This window comes from Pseudomonas entomophila (assembly GCF_029193575.1).
Lineage (GTDB): Bacteria > Pseudomonadota > Gammaproteobacteria > Pseudomonadales > Pseudomonadaceae > Aquipseudomonas > Aquipseudomonas entomophila_G.
This window is the reverse complement of record NZ_JARGCS010000056.1, coordinates 193,804-209,749: the sequence shown is the minus strand read 5'-3', so window position 1 is coordinate 209,749 and position 15,946 is coordinate 193,804. Positions and strand designations below refer to the sequence as shown.

Genomic DNA, 15,946 nt, shown 5'->3' with positions numbered 1-15,946 from the left:
TCCCCCTAGAACCACCCCTCTTGCATGGCGAGGCAGGTGTCGTCGCGGGCCTCGAGCAATGCCAGGTCATTATGGCAGGGAGGTACTTCCCAGGTGAGGAAATAACGCGCGGCCTGCAGCTTGCCCTGGTAGAAGTCGCGGTCGCCCTCATGGCCCTTGAGCAGCCCCAGCTCGGCATGGATCGCCTGCTCCAGCCAGCGCCAGCCGACCACGCAGTGGCCGAACGCCTTGAGGTACAGCGCCGAGTTGGCCAGGGCGCCGGCGACCTTGCCTTGGGCCAGGTCGCCGAGCAGCGCCAGGGTCACGGCCTGCAAGCGGTTGACCAGTTGCTCCAGCGGCTGGCGCAGGGCGTCGAGGTGGGGGTGGTGGCTGGCGCGCTCGCAGGTGGCGGCGATCAGGCGGATCAGTTGCTTGAGCCCGGCGCCGCCGTTCTGCGCCAGCTTGCGCCCGAGCAGGTCGAGCGACTGGATGCCGTGGGTGCCTTCGTGGATCGGGTTCAGGCGGTTGTCGCGGTAGTACTGCTCCACCGGGTATTCGCGGGTGTAGCCGTGGCCGCCGAGGATCTGGATCGCCAGCTCGTTGGCCTTGAGGCAGAACTCCGAAGGCCAGGACTTGACGATCGGGGTCAGCAGGTCGAGCAGTTCGTGGGCCTGGCGGCGCGCGCTTTCGTCGGCGGCGGTCTGGGTGTCGTCGAACAGCCGCGCGGCGTACAGGCCCAGGTCGAAGGCGCCCTCGACGTAGGCCTTCTGCGCCAGCAGCATGCGCTTCACATCGGTGTGGGCGATGATCGGTACCGGCGGGCTGGCCGGGTCCTTGTTGTCCACCAGGCGCCCCTGCGGGCGTTGGCGGGCGTATTCCAGCGAATACAGGTAGCCGGCGTAGCCGAGCATCACCGCCCCCATGCCGACGCCGATGCGCGCCTCGTTCATCATCTGGAACATGCACGCCAGGCCCTGGTGCGGCTGGCCGACCAGGTAGCCGACGCACTGGCCGTTGTCGCCGAAGTTCAGCGCGGTGGAGGTGGTGCCGCGCCAGCCCATCTTGTGGAACAGCCCGGCCAGCAGCACGTCGTTGCGCGGGCCTAGGCTGCCATCCTGGTTGACCAGGTACTTGGGCACGATGAACAGCGAGATGCCTTTCACCCCGGCTGGGGCGTCGGGCAGCTTGGCCAGGACCATGTGCACGATGTTCTGCGACAGCTCGTGGTCGCCGCCGGAAATGAAGATCTTGTTGCCCTTGAGGCGGTAGCTGCCGTCGCCGGCGGGTTCGGCGCGGGTGCGGATGTCGGCGAGCGACGAACCGGCATGCGGCTCGGTGAGGGCCATGGTGCCGAAGTAGCGGCCTTCGATCATCGGTTGCAGGTACAGGCGTTTCTGCTCGTCGGTGCCGAAGCTTTCGATCAGGTTGGCCGCGCCCATGGTCAGGAAGGGGTAGGCCGTGGTGCCTGCGTTGGCGGCCTGGAAGTGCGCGAAGCAGGCTTGCGAGACCAGGCTTGGGAGCTGCATGCCGCCGACGTCGAAGTCGCGGTTGGCGTTGAGGAAGCCGGCGTCGAGGAAGGCCTCGACGGCGGGCTTGACCTCGGGGATCAGCTCGGCGCGGCCGTCCACGTAGCGCGGCTCGTGCTCGTCGCCCTTGCGGTTGTGCGGGGCGAAGAGTTTTTCGGCGAGGGTGCGCGCGGTGTTCAGGGCAGCGTCGAAGGTTTCGCGGGTGTGCTCGGCGAAGCGCGGGCGTTGGGTCAGGGCTTCGGCGTCTAGGACTTCGTAGAGTTCGAAGGCGAGGTTGCGGGTGTTGAGCAGGGTATCGGACATGTCGACATTCCTAGGCAGGCGTGGGGCGAGTCTAGGATTTGGCTGGCGGTGCTTACCACCATGATTGATCCAACTGATGGCAGGGCACAATGTGAGGCGACCCTGAGCGTGGGTGATCAGGGTTGGAATAGCGAGCCGTCAGGGTTCAGCGGTCGGAAGTAGCCCTTGATGCAGGTAACTTCTCGCACACAAAGCTGAATGTGGGTTTCCTGCCGAAAACTTGTACCCGGATAGAGGCAGGTCCCTTCAAGGAAAGGTGAGCGAACCGAATGATAGGGCTCTAGGCCCACGACCTCGCGAGCGGAGTGAAGAGACTGGAAAACAAGGCAGTCTAGAAAACGCTTGAGATTATCGGTGTCGCCGGTGAAGCCTGGTTTGTTCTCAGGTAGCGCATCGCTGCTTGACGCTAGAAGCTGGTAAGCCGCTCCAAGCTCTTGCAAGGCCCCTTCCTCTGTCAGGTTGAGGCAGAGGCCTAAATTGATCACCGCGCCAACAACATATGGGTCTTTGATAGAGCCTTGGCCGCGCTTGTGCTGCTTGATGCGATGGGCATAGCTAAGTGCCCGCTCCGGGCTGTTTTCCCAGAAGTAGGCACCTGCACCGAGCCAGTCGTAGTCGTTTACGCTTGGCGACACTTGATCGCCAGCTAGGATGGCTTCACCGATTTGACGGTCGCAACCGTGGAACCCTAGAACGAACGAAGGGAGCTGTTGATACATTCAGCGAAAATTAGCCTTGAGCTCGTCTTTGGCTGTGAACATTCCCGTTTTAGCGCGGAAGGCCTTGGCTTCGGAGGGGTCGTTGGCGAGGATTTGAGCCAGTTGGCTGATGCGCTGGGCGGCCTCGAGGTGAGGGTTATCAGCTTTTGGCTTGTTGGCGACCTTGGCTGTCATGTCGACCTCCAAGGGTCGTTAAAGTGGATAGGATGTCTGCCACTCTATAGCTGAACCGTAGATTTGTCAGCCTATGAGCGCTCAAATCAGAGGTTTCTTAGGACTTTCCTTATTCCTTGTAGTCCATTTCCCAAACATGCTTCCAAGGCCTTTTTTGAGCCATTGCGGTGGTCTGGGTTGGCTTCTAGTCTCCGGCGGTCGTTGCGAAATCAGCGACCGGCTTTGACAGGCCGACTAGGTCTATCCCGATGGCTTTGCCTTTATGGCGGCTGTGCATGGGGCACTTCGCGTGCGCCGGGTTTGGGATACCTACCGGTCTGTCAACCTATGTACAGCTGCCACCCTCTTGTTTGACAGCCGGCGTGTGGTAGCCCCTTTCAGGTACCCCAAAATGCTGAAGATAGTCCCAGACCCACCCCACAATCATCACTCCCTCGAAGACACCCTCATCCAGGCCAGCGAATACGCCCTGTGCGCATTGACCGTGGCGAATCAGGCGATCCTGCTGCAGCCCAAGGCCCCGGCCGCGATCCTGATGATGGCGTCGATGCATGAAGTCGAAGCGCTGCGTGTGTTGCTCGAATCGGCGCTGATCCAGGTGCAGATGCCCGCGGTTTCGCAGGTGCGGCATTAGGTTATGCATCGTCTGCGCGGCCCCGCGATAGGGCCCGCACAGGCAACAGAAAGTCCAGGGAGACCAAACCATGACCAACGACGACACCCCGCAGAAAACCACCGTCGGCAAGACCAAGTTCTACCAGGGCGAGGGCATGACCCAACCGCTGTTCTGCATCGAACCCGGCATCCCCTGCCAGCACGCCCGCGAGCAGGCCTCGGAGCTGATGGGCTACGTGCGCGACATGACCCTCACCGGCGTGCTGGACAACAACCCGCAGCTGGTCTGGGCCTCGCACTACCTCAGCGCCCTGGCCAAGGCGCTGATGGATGACGCCGAGCTGGGCATGATGCACTGACCACCCCCAAAAGCATCGCGGGGCAAGCCCGCCCCCACAGGCCCCGCGCCAACCCGTCAGACGGCGCGGTACCTGTGGGGGCGGGCTTGCCCCGCGATGGCGTCAGTGGCCTCAGCCGATGGTCATCAGGCTGGCATTGCCCCCGGCCGCCGCGGTATTCACGCTCACCGCGCGCTCGATCACCAAGCGCTCCAGGGCGACCTGGTGATCCCCGCTCGACAGCCCATGCACACCGACGATGGCGCCAGCCCGCTTGGCCACCTGCTTGCAGATGCCACGCAGTTGGTCGGAGTCGCCGTGGTGGATCACCGCGTCGAACGCCACGTCATCCTTGCTCCAGTCCGCCACCAGCTTGACCTTCGCCTGCAACTCCTTCGGCAGGCGCGCGCGCAGGCTCTTGGCCGGCTCGCCATCGGCCCATACCGCCGAGCTGCCCACCGCCAGCACCGCGGCGAACTGCGCCAGCAGGTCGGCTTCGTTGTCGGCCAGGCACAGCACGTGCTCACGCGGCAGCACGGTGTAGGTGTTGCGCTCGCCGGTCGGGCCGGGCAGCACGCGGGTGATACCGCTCTGCGACTGCTCGGCGAAGGTGTCGCACAGCGCCGCCAGCTCCGGCTGGTTGCTGCCGGCCCAGGCTTTGAGTGCATGCAGCGGCTTGATCTGCTGGTCGCGCAGGGTGGTGTCGGCCTTGCCTTCACCGTCCGCACGCTGGAAGTGACGGGCGATGGCGTCGGCCGGGCGGGTCGACAGCAGGCGGTACAGGTACAGCGGGCCGCCCGCTTTCGGGCCGGTGCCCGACAGGCCTTCGCCACCGAACGGTTGCACCCCGACCACCGCGCCGACGATGTTGCGGTTGACGTACATGTTGCCGGCGTTGACGTTGTCCACCACCTTGGCGATGGTCTCGTCGATGCGGGTGTGCACGCCCAGGGTCAGGCCGTAGCCGGAGGCGTTGATCTGCGCGATCAACTGGTCCAGATGCTTGCGGTTGTAGCGCACCACGTGCAGCACCGGGCCGAAGATCTCGCGCTTGAGCTCGTCGAAGCTCTCCAGCTCGATCAGGGTCGGCATCACGAAGGTGCCGCGCTTGCATTCGTTGGCTTCGGCGACGGCCACCTGGTAAACGGTGCGGCCTTTCTCACGCATGCCTTGGATGTGCTTCTCGATGCCGGCCTTGGCCTCGGCGTCGATCACCGGGCCGATGTCCACCGAAAGGCGCTCGGGGTTGCCCAGGCGGTTCTGCGCCATGGCGCCCTTGAGCATCTCGATCACGCGGTCGGCGGAATCCTCTTGCAGGCACAGCACGCGCAGGGCCGAGCAACGCTGGCCGGCGCTGTCGAAGGCCGAGGACACCACGTCGATCACCACCTGTTCGGTCAGCGCGGAGGAGTCGACGATCATCGCGTTCTGCCCGCCGGTCTCGGCGATCAGCGGGATCGGCCGGCCTTGTGCGTCCAGGCGGCCAGCGACGTTGCGTTGCAGCAGGCGTGCGACCTCGGTGGAGCCGGTGAACATCACGCCCTTGACGCGCTCATCGCCCACCAGGCCGGCGCCGACGGTCTCGCCACGGCCCGGCAGCAGTTGCAGCACGCCCTCGGGAATACCGGCCTCCAGCAGCAGGCGCACGGCCTGGGCGGCGACCAACGGGGTCTGTTCGGCGGGCTTGGCCAGCACCGGGTTGCCGGCGGCCAGGGCCGCGGCGATCTGGCCGGTGAAGATCGCCAGGGGGAAGTTCCACGGGCTGATGCACACCACCGGGCCCAGCGGGCGACAGGCGTCGTTGCGCAGGTCGTTGCGCGCCTGCACCGCGTAGTAGCGCAGGAAGTCCACGGCTTCGCGCACTTCGGCGATGGCGTTGGCGAAGGTCTTGCCGGCTTCGCGGATGAGGAGGCCCATCAGCGGCTGGATCTCGGCTTCCATCAGGTCGGCGGTGCGCTCGAGGATCGCGGCGCGCTCGGCCGGCGGGGTGGCCTGCCAGATCGGCGCGGCGTTCAGCGCGCACTGGATGGCGTTGTCGACGTCGGCGACCGTGGCTTCCTGCACGTGGCCCACCACATCGCGGTGGTCGGCGGGGTTGAGCACCGGCTGGGCCGCGTTTTCGCTGGCGGCGCAGGCCAGCAGCGGGGTGGCCTTCCAGTCGTTGTGGGCGGTGGCCAGCATGGCGCAGGACAGCGACGCCAGGCGGTGTTCGTTGGCCATGTCGATACCGGCCGAGTTGGCCCGCTCGCTGCCGTACAGGTCGCGCGGCAGCGGGATGCGTGGGTGCGGCAGGCCGACGCTGCCTTCCTGGGTGGCCATGCGCTCGATGCTGGCGACCGGGTCGGCGACCAGTTCCTGGATGGAGATCGAGTGGTCGGCGATGCGGTTGACGAACGAGGTGTTGGCGCCGTTTTCCAGCAGGCGGCGCACCAGGTAGGCCAGCAGGGTTTCGTGGGTGCCGACCGGGGCGTACACCCGGCAAGGACGGTTCAGGCGACCGTCGGCGACCTTGCCCACCACCTGCTCGTACAGCGGCTCGCCCATGCCGTGCAGGCACTGGAATTCGTACTGGCCTGGGTAATAGTTCTGGCCGGCGATGTGGTAGATGGCCGACAGGGTGTGGGCGTTGTGGGTGGCGAACTGCGGGTAGATGGCTTCCGGCACCGACAGCAGCTTGCGTGCGCAGGCGATATAGGACACGTCGGTGTAGACCTTGCGGGTGTAGACCGGGTAGCCCTCCAGGCCCTCGACCTGGGCGCGCTTGATCTCGCTGTCCCAGTAGGCGCCCTTGACCAGGCGGATCATCAGGCGGTGGCGGCTGCGCTTGGCCAGGTCGATGACGTAGTCGATCACGTACGGGCAGCGCTTCTGGTAGGCCTGGATGACGAAGCCGATGCCGTTCCAGCCGGCCAGCGACGGCTCGAAGCACAGGCGCTCGAGCAGGTCCAGCGACAGCTCCAGGCGGTCGGCTTCCTCGGCGTCGATGTTCAGGCCGATGTCGTATTGCTTGGCCAGCAGGGTCAGCGACAGCAGGCGCGGGTACAGCTCTTCCATCACGCGCTCGTACTGGGCGCGGCTGTAGCGCGGGTGCAGGGCCGAGAGCTTGATCGAGATGCCCGGGCCTTCATAGATGCCACGGCCGTGCGAGGCCTTGCCGATCGAGTGGATCGCCTGCTCGTAGGAGGCCAGGTATTTCTGTGCGTCGTGCTCGGTCAGCGCGGCTTCGCCGAGCATGTCGTAGGAGTAGCGGAAGCCCTTGGACTCGAAGCGGCTGGCATTGGCCAGCGCTTCGGCGATGGTCTCGCCGGTGACGAACTGCTCGCCCATCAGGCGCATGGCCATGTCGACGCCCTTGCGGATCATCGGCTCGCCGCTCTTGCCGATGATGCGGGTGAGCGAGGAGGTGAGGCCGGATTCGTTGTGGGTCGAGACCAGCTTGCCGGTCAGCAACAGGCCCCAGGTGGCGGCGTTGACGAACAGCGACGGGCTGTTGCCCAGGTGCGGCTGCCAGTTGCCGGTGCTGATCTTGTCGCGGATCAGCGCATCGCGGGTGCCCTTGTCGGGGATGCGCAGCAGGGCTTCGGCCAGGCACATCAGCGCCACGCCTTCCTGGGACGACAGCGAGAACTCTTGCAGCAGGCCCTGGACGATACCGGCACGGCCGCCTGCGCTCTTCTGGTTGCGCAGTTTGTCGGCGAGGTTGGCGGCGAGCTTGTTGGTGGCATCGGCCAGCGGTGCCGGCAGGCGTGCCTGTTCCAGCAGCATGGGCACCACTTCCGGCTCGGGGCGGCGGTAGGCGGCGGTGATCGCCGAGCGCAGCACCGACTGCGGCAGGATGCTTTCGGCGAACTCGAGGAAGCACTGGTGGGCGTGGTCGGCCGGCACGTCGCCCGCCTCGTCGCCCGCAGCCACGGCGTGGCCGTTGAGCTCGTTCAGGGTAGCGCCACCCTCCAGCTTCTCCAGGTAGTTGAAGATCGCTTGCTTGATCAACCAGTGCGGGGTGCGGTCAATGGACTGCGCAGCCGCTTTCAGTCGCTCACGGGTCGGGTCGTCGAGTTTGACCCCCAGGGTGGTCGTCGCCATTTCTTATCCTCGTTATTGCCACGGGCGTGGCCTAAGCTGGCGGCAAGATTAGCCTGTAGGACAATTCGGGTGCAACCGGGTGCAACCCGAAATGCGGATGAAAAAGGTGCAACTCGTCCGATGGGTTTGCCCTTGCAACGGGCAGGGTCGTTTTCAGTGCTTTTTATTATTAAAAATGGGTTTTTTGTCGCGATAAGGAGCAAAAAAGGCGTTTTATCTGAAAATGCATGTTGTGGTGCAACTTGCAAATGAAAAGTGGTTGCACCTTCTTCATGTTGTTGCATAGGATGCGCCGCCTGGGTGCAACCGTCTCACAAAGGCGGTCGCAAGAGATAAAAACAACGCCAGGGCACAACTCATGGGCAACCCCATCACGATCACCTTCGTGATCTACATCGCGGCAATGGTGCTGATCGGCTTCGCGGCCTATCGCTCCACCAACAACCTTTCCGACTATATTCTCGGCGGCCGTAGCCTCGGCAGCGTGGTCACCGCGCTTTCCGCCGGCGCCTCCGACATGAGCGGCTGGCTGCTGATGGGCCTGCCGGGCGCCATCTACATGTCGGGCCTCTCGGAGGCCTGGATCGCCATCGGTCTGACCATCGGCGCCTACCTGAACTGGCTGTTCGTCGCCGGCCGCCTGCGCGTGCAGACCGAGCACAACGGCGATGCCCTGACCCTGCCGGACTACTTCGCCAGCCGCTTCGAAGACCAGAGCGGCCTGCTGCGGGTGATCTCGGCGATCGTCATCCTGGTGTTCTTCACCATCTATTGCGCCTCCGGCATCGTCGCCGGTGCCCGTCTGTTCGAAAGCACCTTCGGCATGTCTTACGAGACCGCGCTGTGGGCCGGCGCCGCGGCGACCATCGCCTACACCTTCGTCGGTGGCTTCCTGGCGGTGAGCTGGACCGACACCGTGCAGGCCACGCTGATGATCTTCGCGCTGATCCTCACGCCGATCATCGTGCTGATCTCCACCGGCGGCTTCGACACCACCTTCCTGGCCATCGAGGCGCAGAACCCGGCCAACTTCGACATGTTCCGCGGCGCTACCTTCATCGGCATCATTTCGCTGATGGGCTGGGGCCTGGGCTACTTCGGCCAGCCGCACATCCTGGCACGCTTCATGGCCGCCGATTCGGTCAAGTCGATCGCCAAGGCGCGCCGCATCTCCATGACCTGGATGATCCTGTGCCTGGCCGGCACCTGCGCCGTGGGCTTCTTCGGCATCGCCTACTTCTCGGCGCACCCGGACCTTGCTGGCCCGGTCACCGAGAACCACGAGCGGGTGTTCATCGAGCTGGCGAAGATCCTGTTCAACCCCTGGGTCGCCGGTGTGCTGCTGTCGGCCATCCTGGCGGCGGTCATGAGCACCCTGAGCTGCCAGCTGCTGGTGTGTTCCAGCGCCCTGACCGAAGACTTCTACAAGGCCTTCCTGCGCAAGAACGCGTCCCAGGGTGAGCTGGTGTGGGTCGGCCGGATGATGGTCCTGGCCGTGGCGCTGATCGCCATCGCCTTGGCCGCCAACCCGGAAAACCGCGTGCTGGGCCTGGTGGCCTACGCCTGGGCCGGCTTCGGCGCCGCGTTCGGCCCGGTGGTGCTGATTTCCGTACTGTGGAAGGGCATGACCCGCAACGGCGCGCTGGCCGGTATCGTGATCGGCGCGCTGACCGTGATCCTGTGGAAGAACTACATCGGGCTGGGCCTGTACGAGATCATCCCGGGCTTCCTGTTCGCCACGCTCGCCATCGTCGTCGTGAGCAAGCTGGGGCGCCCGAGCGCCAGCATGGTGTCGCGCTTCGAGAAGGCGGACGAGGCTTACCACATCGGTAAGTGACAGGTTCGCGTCGTCTGCATCGCGGGGCAAGCCGGCCCCTACAGGGATTCTGTAGGGGTGGGCTTGCCCCGTGTTGCTTCGTGATGCCGACCGCCGCACCTGACGGTTCCCGCGCGACAAGGTAAACTTGCCAGCCCCGCAGGAGCCCACATGAACTATCGCCACGCCTTCCACGCCGGCAACCACGCCGACGTCCTCAAGCACATCGTGCTGACCCGCCTCATCGCCCTGATGTCGCGCAAGGAGCAGCCGTTCGCCTACATCGACACCCATGCCGGCCTCGGCCTGTACGACCTGCAGGGTGACCAGGCGACCCGCACCGGTGAATACCTCGAAGGCGTTGCCCGCCTGTGGGGTCGCGACGACCTGCCTGCCGTCACCGCCGACTACCTGCGCATCATCAAGCGCCTGAATGCCGACGGTGAGCTGCGTTACTACCCCGGCTCGCCCGAGCTGGCGCGGCGCCTGATGCGCCAGCAGGACCGCGCGCTGCTCAACGAGAAGCACCCCGAAGACGGCCCGCTGCTCAAGGACAACATGAAGAAAGACCCGCGCGTGACCGTGCACCTGGGTGAGGGCTGGCATGTGCCGCGGGCCCTGCTGCCGGTGCAGGAAAAGCGCGCGATCATGCTGATCGACCCGCCCTTCGAGCAGGCCGACGAGCTCAAGCGCTGCACCGTGGCGATGAAAGAGGCGATCGGCCGCATGCGCCAGACCGTCGCGGCGATCTGGTACCCGATCAAGGACCAGCGCTCGCTGACCCGTTTCTACCAGGACCTGACCAGCACCGGCGCGCCCAAGCTGCTGCGCGCCGAGCTGTACGTGCACCACCAGGACAGCCCGCAGGGTTTGAACGGCTCGGGCCTGGCCATCGCCAACCCGCCGTGGGGCCTGGAAGAGGAGCTGCGCGAGCTGCTGCCGTGGCTGGCCAAGGAGCTGGCGCAAAGCGCCGGCAGCCACCGCCTCGATTGGTTGATCGCCGAATAGTCGAAGCCTCGCACCCCTTGCAGGAGCGGGCTTGACCCGCGATGGCGCCAGCCCAGGCAACCCGCCTGGTCCTGCTGCCGCCATCGCGGGACAAGCCCGCTCCTACAGCGCTATAATCCCGCCCTTTAGCCGCCACCCGCCCACGAGGCCGCTGGCGCATCCCTATCGAATGAAGAGGCTAGACCCTTGGCATTGACGATTCTTGGCCTGTCCGGCGCCCTTAGCCATGACCCTTCCGCGGCCCTGTACATCGACGGCAAGCTGATTGCCGCCGCCGAAGAAGAGCGCTTCGTGCGTGACAAGCATGCGAAGAACCGCATGCCCTACGAGTCGGCGAAATTCTGCCTGGAGCAGGCCGGCATCAAGCCGTCGGACGTCGACGTGGTGGCCATCCCGTTTGCCCCGATCAGCCTGTTCGGCAAGGCCCGCTGGCACTACGCCAAGCGCTACTGGTACGCCCCGGACCGCGCCCTCGACGCGATCCTGATGGGCAACCGCCGCTACAAGCGCTACCGCAAGAAGATCGTCTGGTGCCTGGAGCAACTGGGCTTCGACCCGAAGAAGGTCAAGATCGAGCCGGTCGAGCACCACCTGGCCCACGCCTCCAGCGCCTACCACTGCTCGGGCTTCAAGGAAAAGACCGCGATCCTCGGCATCGACGGCAAGGGCGAGTACGCCACCACCTTCTTCGGCTACGGCGAGAACGGCAAGATCCACAAGATCAAGGAGTTCTTCGACCCGGATTCGCTTGGCGGCCTGTACGGCGCGATGACCGAGTTCCTGGGCTTCGAGATGCTCGACGGCGAGTTCAAGGTCATGGGCATGGCGCCGTACGGCGACGCCAGCAAGTACGACTTCTCGCGCCTGGCCAGCTTCGAGAACGGCGAACTGGTGATCAACACCGAGTACGCCAACGTCATCGGCCTGCGCCGCTATAAAGAGAAGGGCAAGGGCTTCTACTTCTCGCCCAAGCTGATCGAATGGCTGGGCCCCAAGCGCGAAGGCGACATCGCCGACGAGCCGTACATCCACTATGCCGCCAGCATGCAGGCGCTGTTCGAGAAGCTGGCGCTGCAGATGATCGACCACTACCTGGGCGGTATCCTCAAGGAAACCGGCAAGCTGGCCTTCGCTGGCGGCTGTGCGCTGAACGTCAAGCTCAACCAGAAGATCATCGCCCGTCCGGACCTCAAGGAACTGTTCGTGCAGCCGGCCTCCGGCGACGCTGGCACCGCGGTCGGCGCGGCGGCCTATGTGTCGCATGCCCGTGGCGTGCCGGTTGAGAAGATGGAGCACGTCTACCTCGGCCCCGCGTACTCCAACGAGGACGTGATCGCCGCCTGTGCCCGCCACCCGAACGCGCCGAAATGGCGCAAGCTCAGCGACATGCCGCAGCGCATCGCCAAGATCATGGTCGATGGCAACCCGGTGGCCTGGTTCCAGGGTCGCATGGAGTTCGGCCCGCGCGCCCTGGGCGGTCGCTCGATCATTGGCTGCCCGAGCGTGCCGGGCGTGGCCAACCGTATCAACGAGCAGATCAAGTTCCGCGAACGCTGGAGACCTTTCTGCCCGTCGATGCTCGACACCGTCGCCCCGCAGATGATCAAGGTCGACCACCCGGCGCCGTTCATGACCTTCACCTTCGAAGTGGCTGAAGAGTGGAAGACCCGCGTGCCGGAAGTGGTCCACGAAGACGGCACTTCCCGTGCCCAGGTGCTCAAGCGCGAGTACAACCCGCGCTACTACGACATGATGAAGGCCCTCGAGGACCTGACCGGCAACGGCGTGTCGCTGAACACCTCGCTCAACCGCCGTGGCGAACCCATGATCTGCTCGCCGACCGATGCCCTGAACATGTTCTACGGCTCGGACCTGCAATACCTGATCATGGAAGACATCCTGGTGGTCAAGGACGGCGCGGCCCCGTATGACCAGCCGCTCTGAATTGCGCGTCCTGCAGTTCTGCCATGGCTACGACGGGCCGTTCCTCGACTGCGCCCGTCAATACGCCAGCCTGTTCCAGGGCAGCGGCTACCGGGTCACCACGGTGTTCCTTACCGGCAAGGCCGACCCGCAGGTGGCCGCGGGCTGCGCCTCGGACGAGGTGCTGTTCCTCGAATTCAGCTCCAAGGCCGTGCGTGGCCTGAAGCTTGGGGCGATCCGCGCGCTGCGCCGGATCGCCGCCGAGCGCCATTTCAGCTTCTGCATCGCCCATCGCTTCAAGCCCGTCTACGTCGCGCTGCTGGGTACCGGCCTGCCGGTGATCGGTGTGCACCATGCCTTCGGCGACTACCAGCGCAAGGGGCGGCGCCTGTTCGCCAACCTGTTGCGCAAGCGCTTGAGCCTGCTCGGGGTGTCCGACGCGGTGCGTGACGACATGCGCCGCTGCTTGGCGCAGTGGCCGGCCGAGCGCATCCAGACCCTGTACAACCGTATCGACATCGAGGCCTTGCAGGCCACGCTGGTGCCTCGCGATGAAGCGCGGCGCGCCCTGGGCCTGGACCCGCAGGCGTGGATCGTCGGCAACGTTGGCCGTCTGCACCCGGACAAGGACCAGGCCACCCTGCTGCGTGGTTTCGCCGAGGCGTTGCCTGGCCTGCCCGCGGGCGCGCGCCTGGCGGTGCTGGGCAAGGGGCGCCTGGAGGGTCACCTCAAGGCCCTCGCAAGCGAGTTAGGCATTGCCGGCCAGGTGGACTTTCTCGGCCAAGTGGCGGACGCACGGCGCTATTTCCAGGCATTCGACGTGTTCGCCCTGAGCTCGGACCACGAGCCGTTCGGCATGGTCCTGCTCGAAGCCATGGTCGCAGGTGTGCCGTTGCTGGCCACGGCCTGCGGCGGTGCGCGCGAGGTGGTCGAGGGCGTCGGCGTGCTGTTCCCACTTGGCGATGCCGGGCAGTTGGCCCAGGGCCTGAAACACCTGGCCGGACTGGATGACGCCCAGCGTCAGGCCTGCGCCGAACACATGCTGCAGCGCCTGCGCGAACGCTTTTCCGACTCGGCCGTGCGCGACGCCTTCTGGCAATTGCCTCAGGTGCGCGCATTGGCAACGGAGGCGTGATGCTCAACTACCTCCAGGCCTGGCGCGAACGCGGCTGGGCAGTCATCGACGCTGAAACCTACGCCGCTGCCTGGCAGCGTTTCGGTGGCAGCGTCGCGACGCATCCCTTGGTCGTCGCGCAACTGGCGGACCTGGCACAGATCCCGGTGCGTTACCTGGGTTGCTACAAGGGCGACGAGCTCAAGGCGGCCATCCCCACCTGGGGCCGGCACCTGGCCTTGGCTAAGGACGTACTCAAGCGCCAAGGCAAGAAGGCCCTGTTCGACCTGGGCAACGCCGAGATCATCCTGCCCGCCGCCGCCGAGGCTGGCGCGCCGTTGCGTCATGCCGGGCGCTACCTGTCGGAACTCAATCACGGGCGTTTCGTCGGCCTCAAGGCGCAGGCCGAGCAACTGGCCATGGCCCGCCCGCACGAAGACTTGTCGAAGAAATTCCGCTACAACCAGCGCCGCGAACTGCGCCTGCTGGAGGAGGCGGGCGGTGTGGTGCGGCCGATCGGTGAGTTCAGTGCCGCCGAGATCGCCGCCCTGTACTGCGACCTGTTCCAGCGTCGCTGGGGTTTTCCGGCCACGGGCGCGGCGCGCATGGCCGAGGTGGTCGAGCGCCTGCGTGAGCTGTTGATCGGCTCGGTGCTGTTCATGGGCGACGCGCCCATCGCCATTCAACTGGTGTACCGCGTCGAGGCGCCAGAGTGGATCAGCGTCGAGTACATCAACGGCGGCGTCGACCCCGAGACCAAGGCCTTCAGCCCCGGCAGCGTGCTGAGCTTCCTCAACACTCAAGCCGCCTGGGAAGACGCGCGGGCCCGCAACAAGCCGCTGCGGTTCTCGTTCGGGCGCGCCGACCGGGAGTACAAGGACCGCTGGTGCAACCCCGTGCCGGTGTACCAGGCATGAGCCGCAAGCAGCAGTTGCTAAAGCGCCATCGGCGCAACAAGCGCCTGGGCCTACTGGCCGGGTTGGTGCTGCTGGTGGCGCTGGGTGTGCTGACCTGTTGGTGGTTGCCGTTGCTGCTACTGCCGTTGGCCTGGGTGGCCCATGAGGCGTGGTTCGCCGACCATTTGTTCTATTCGCCGGACGAGGACTACGCCTACGACTTCGGCGAGCACACCCGCGCGGCCGGCGTGACCCTGCAGGCGGGCCTGCTGGGCACCGATGCGGCCCTGGGCGACGAAGACACGCTGATCCTCGAAATCCGCGTCAAGGCCAGCTGGCTCGGGCGTTTTCTCGATCCGCGCGTTCAGTTGTCCTCGGCGGATGCGCACGACACCCAGACCTTCGAGCGCGGCGTTGATGGTGTGCGCTTTCTCAACCTGACCGGCTTCGCCGCGGCCTTGAGGGCCGGGCAACTGCGCCTGTGTGGCCGCCATTGCCGGCTGCTGGGTGCGCCGCGTCTGTGGATGACTCCGGCGGTCGAGCTGCGCCGTCGCCGGGTCATGGTCATCGCCCCGCACGCCGATGATGCCGAGCTGGCCGCTTTCGGGCTGTACAGCCAGGCCGACGAAACCTGGGTGGTGACCCTGACCGCGGGCGAAATCGAGGCCGAACATTATCAACAGATGGGCCTGCCCCGCGCCGAGGCCGCGCGCCTGAAGGGCCGTCTGCGCGCCTGGGACAGTATCGCCGTGCCGCGCTGGGCTGGCGTACCGGAGTCGCGTTGCGTGCAGTTGGGCTACTTTTGCCTGCAATTGCCGTCCATGCAGGCCGCGCCTGAGCAGCCGATGGCGTCCCGCGAAGCGGACACGGCCGATATCCGCCCATTCCGTTGCTTCAACCCCTTCCCACTGCCGGCCGACGCCGACGGCGCGCCGACCTGGTGCAACCTGCTGGCCGACCTGCGCGCGCTGCTGGAGATGGCCCGGCCTCAGGTGCTGGTGATGCCGCATCCGCAACTCGACCCGCACCCGGATCATCTCTGCGCCCAGGCCGCTGTTCTGGAAGCCTTGAAGGGCCTGGCGCATCAGCCCGAGACGCTGCTGTGCTACGCCAACCACCTGCACGACAACGATCGCTGGCCGATGGGCGACAGCGGCGATGGCGTGGCCTTGCCGCCACAACTGAGCGCCGCGCAGGCCTGGGCACCGTGCAGCCTGGTGCTGGACGCGCCCACCCAGCGTGACAAGGCGATGGCCCTGGGCATGATGCACGACCTGCAGCCGCCAGCACCCTTCAAGCGCCGCCTGCGCCGCTTGCTGCAGCGCTGGCTGGCCGGGCGTCGAGCGTCGCCGTATGGGGAGAACGAGTTCTTCCGCAAGGCGGTGCGCCGGCATGAATTGTTCTGGCGCCGTGAACTGTGAGCCAAACCGATGACTGACCGCGAAGACGCCC

The 15,946-nt window shown here is 65.7% G+C and carries 12 protein-coding genes; 8 read left to right on the top strand and 4 right to left on the bottom strand.

The genetic code is table 11. From position 1 onward, the window contains the following. Positions 1–5 precede the first annotated feature (5 nt). The 3 genes from P0Y43_RS24730 to P0Y43_RS24720 form a co-directional block, all read right to left on the bottom strand. Complete coding sequence (locus P0Y43_RS24730; RefSeq protein ID WP_275639875.1) at positions 6–1,808, bottom strand: acyl-CoA dehydrogenase; 1,803 nt, start codon at positions 1,806–1,808, stop codon at positions 6–8. Positions 1,809–1,924: 116 nt separating this feature from the next. After that, positions 1,925–2,527, bottom strand: a complete 603-nt coding sequence (locus P0Y43_RS24725; protein ID WP_275639874.1) for a hypothetical protein — start codon at positions 2,525–2,527, stop codon at positions 1,925–1,927. Beyond that, on the bottom strand, positions 2,528–2,701 hold the full coding sequence (locus tag P0Y43_RS24720; RefSeq protein WP_275639873.1) for a hypothetical protein: 174 nt from the start codon (positions 2,699–2,701) through the stop codon (positions 2,528–2,530). Between the two features lie 391 nt (positions 2,702–3,092). Between P0Y43_RS24720 and P0Y43_RS24715 the strand changes: the two genes are divergently transcribed. Then, the gene (locus P0Y43_RS24715; RefSeq protein ID WP_275639872.1) at positions 3,093–3,335 is read left to right on the top strand and encodes a hypothetical protein; all 243 of its coding nucleotides are present in this window, start codon (positions 3,093–3,095) and stop codon (positions 3,333–3,335) included. A 70-nt stretch (positions 3,336–3,405) separates the two neighbouring features. Next, on the top strand, positions 3,406–3,675 hold the full coding sequence (locus P0Y43_RS24710; RefSeq protein WP_275639871.1) for a DUF3077 domain-containing protein: 270 nt from the start codon (positions 3,406–3,408) through the stop codon (positions 3,673–3,675). A gap of 111 nt (positions 3,676–3,786) precedes the next feature. Here P0Y43_RS24710 and putA read toward each other — a convergent pair whose 3' ends face one another. Next, positions 3,787–7,737, bottom strand: coding sequence for a trifunctional transcriptional regulator/proline dehydrogenase/L-glutamate gamma-semialdehyde dehydrogenase (gene putA, locus P0Y43_RS24705; protein ID WP_275639870.1), 3,951 nt, complete (start codon positions 7,735–7,737; stop codon positions 3,787–3,789). Positions 7,738–8,095: 358 nt separating this feature from the next. Between putA and putP the strand changes: the two genes are divergently transcribed. From putP to P0Y43_RS24675, 6 genes are all read left to right on the top strand, one after another. Next, positions 8,096–9,574 (top strand): sodium/proline symporter PutP, encoded by a 1,479-nt coding sequence (putP, locus tag P0Y43_RS24700; protein WP_275639869.1) that lies wholly within the window; start codon positions 8,096–8,098, stop codon positions 9,572–9,574. A 150-nt stretch (positions 9,575–9,724) separates the two neighbouring features. Continuing rightward, positions 9,725–10,561 carry a 23S rRNA (adenine(2030)-N(6))-methyltransferase RlmJ gene (locus P0Y43_RS24695; protein ID WP_275639868.1) on the top strand — a complete coding sequence of 279 codons (837 nt, stop codon included), beginning with the start codon at positions 9,725–9,727 and terminating at the stop codon, positions 10,559–10,561. A gap of 186 nt (positions 10,562–10,747) precedes the next feature. Continuing rightward, positions 10,748–12,505: a carbamoyltransferase family protein gene (locus P0Y43_RS24690; protein ID WP_275639867.1), complete on the top strand. Its 1,758-nt coding sequence runs from the start codon at positions 10,748–10,750 to the stop codon at positions 12,503–12,505. After that, a complete protein-coding gene (locus tag P0Y43_RS24685; protein ID WP_275639866.1) occupies positions 12,489–13,619 on the top strand; it encodes a glycosyltransferase in 1,131 nt (376 codons plus the stop codon). The genes P0Y43_RS24690 and P0Y43_RS24685 overlap by 17 nt, the downstream gene beginning before the upstream one ends. Then, a complete protein-coding gene (locus tag P0Y43_RS24680) occupies positions 13,619–14,515 on the top strand; it encodes an antimicrobial resistance protein Mig-14 (RefSeq protein WP_275639865.1) in 897 nt (298 codons plus the stop codon). Before P0Y43_RS24685 ends, P0Y43_RS24680 begins: the two co-directional genes overlap by 1 nt. Then, on the top strand, positions 14,512–15,915 hold the full coding sequence (locus tag P0Y43_RS24675) for a PIG-L deacetylase family protein (RefSeq protein WP_275639864.1): 1,404 nt from the start codon (positions 14,512–14,514) through the stop codon (positions 15,913–15,915). The genes P0Y43_RS24680 and P0Y43_RS24675 overlap by 4 nt, the downstream gene beginning before the upstream one ends. Positions 15,916–15,946: the final 31 nt, after the last annotated feature.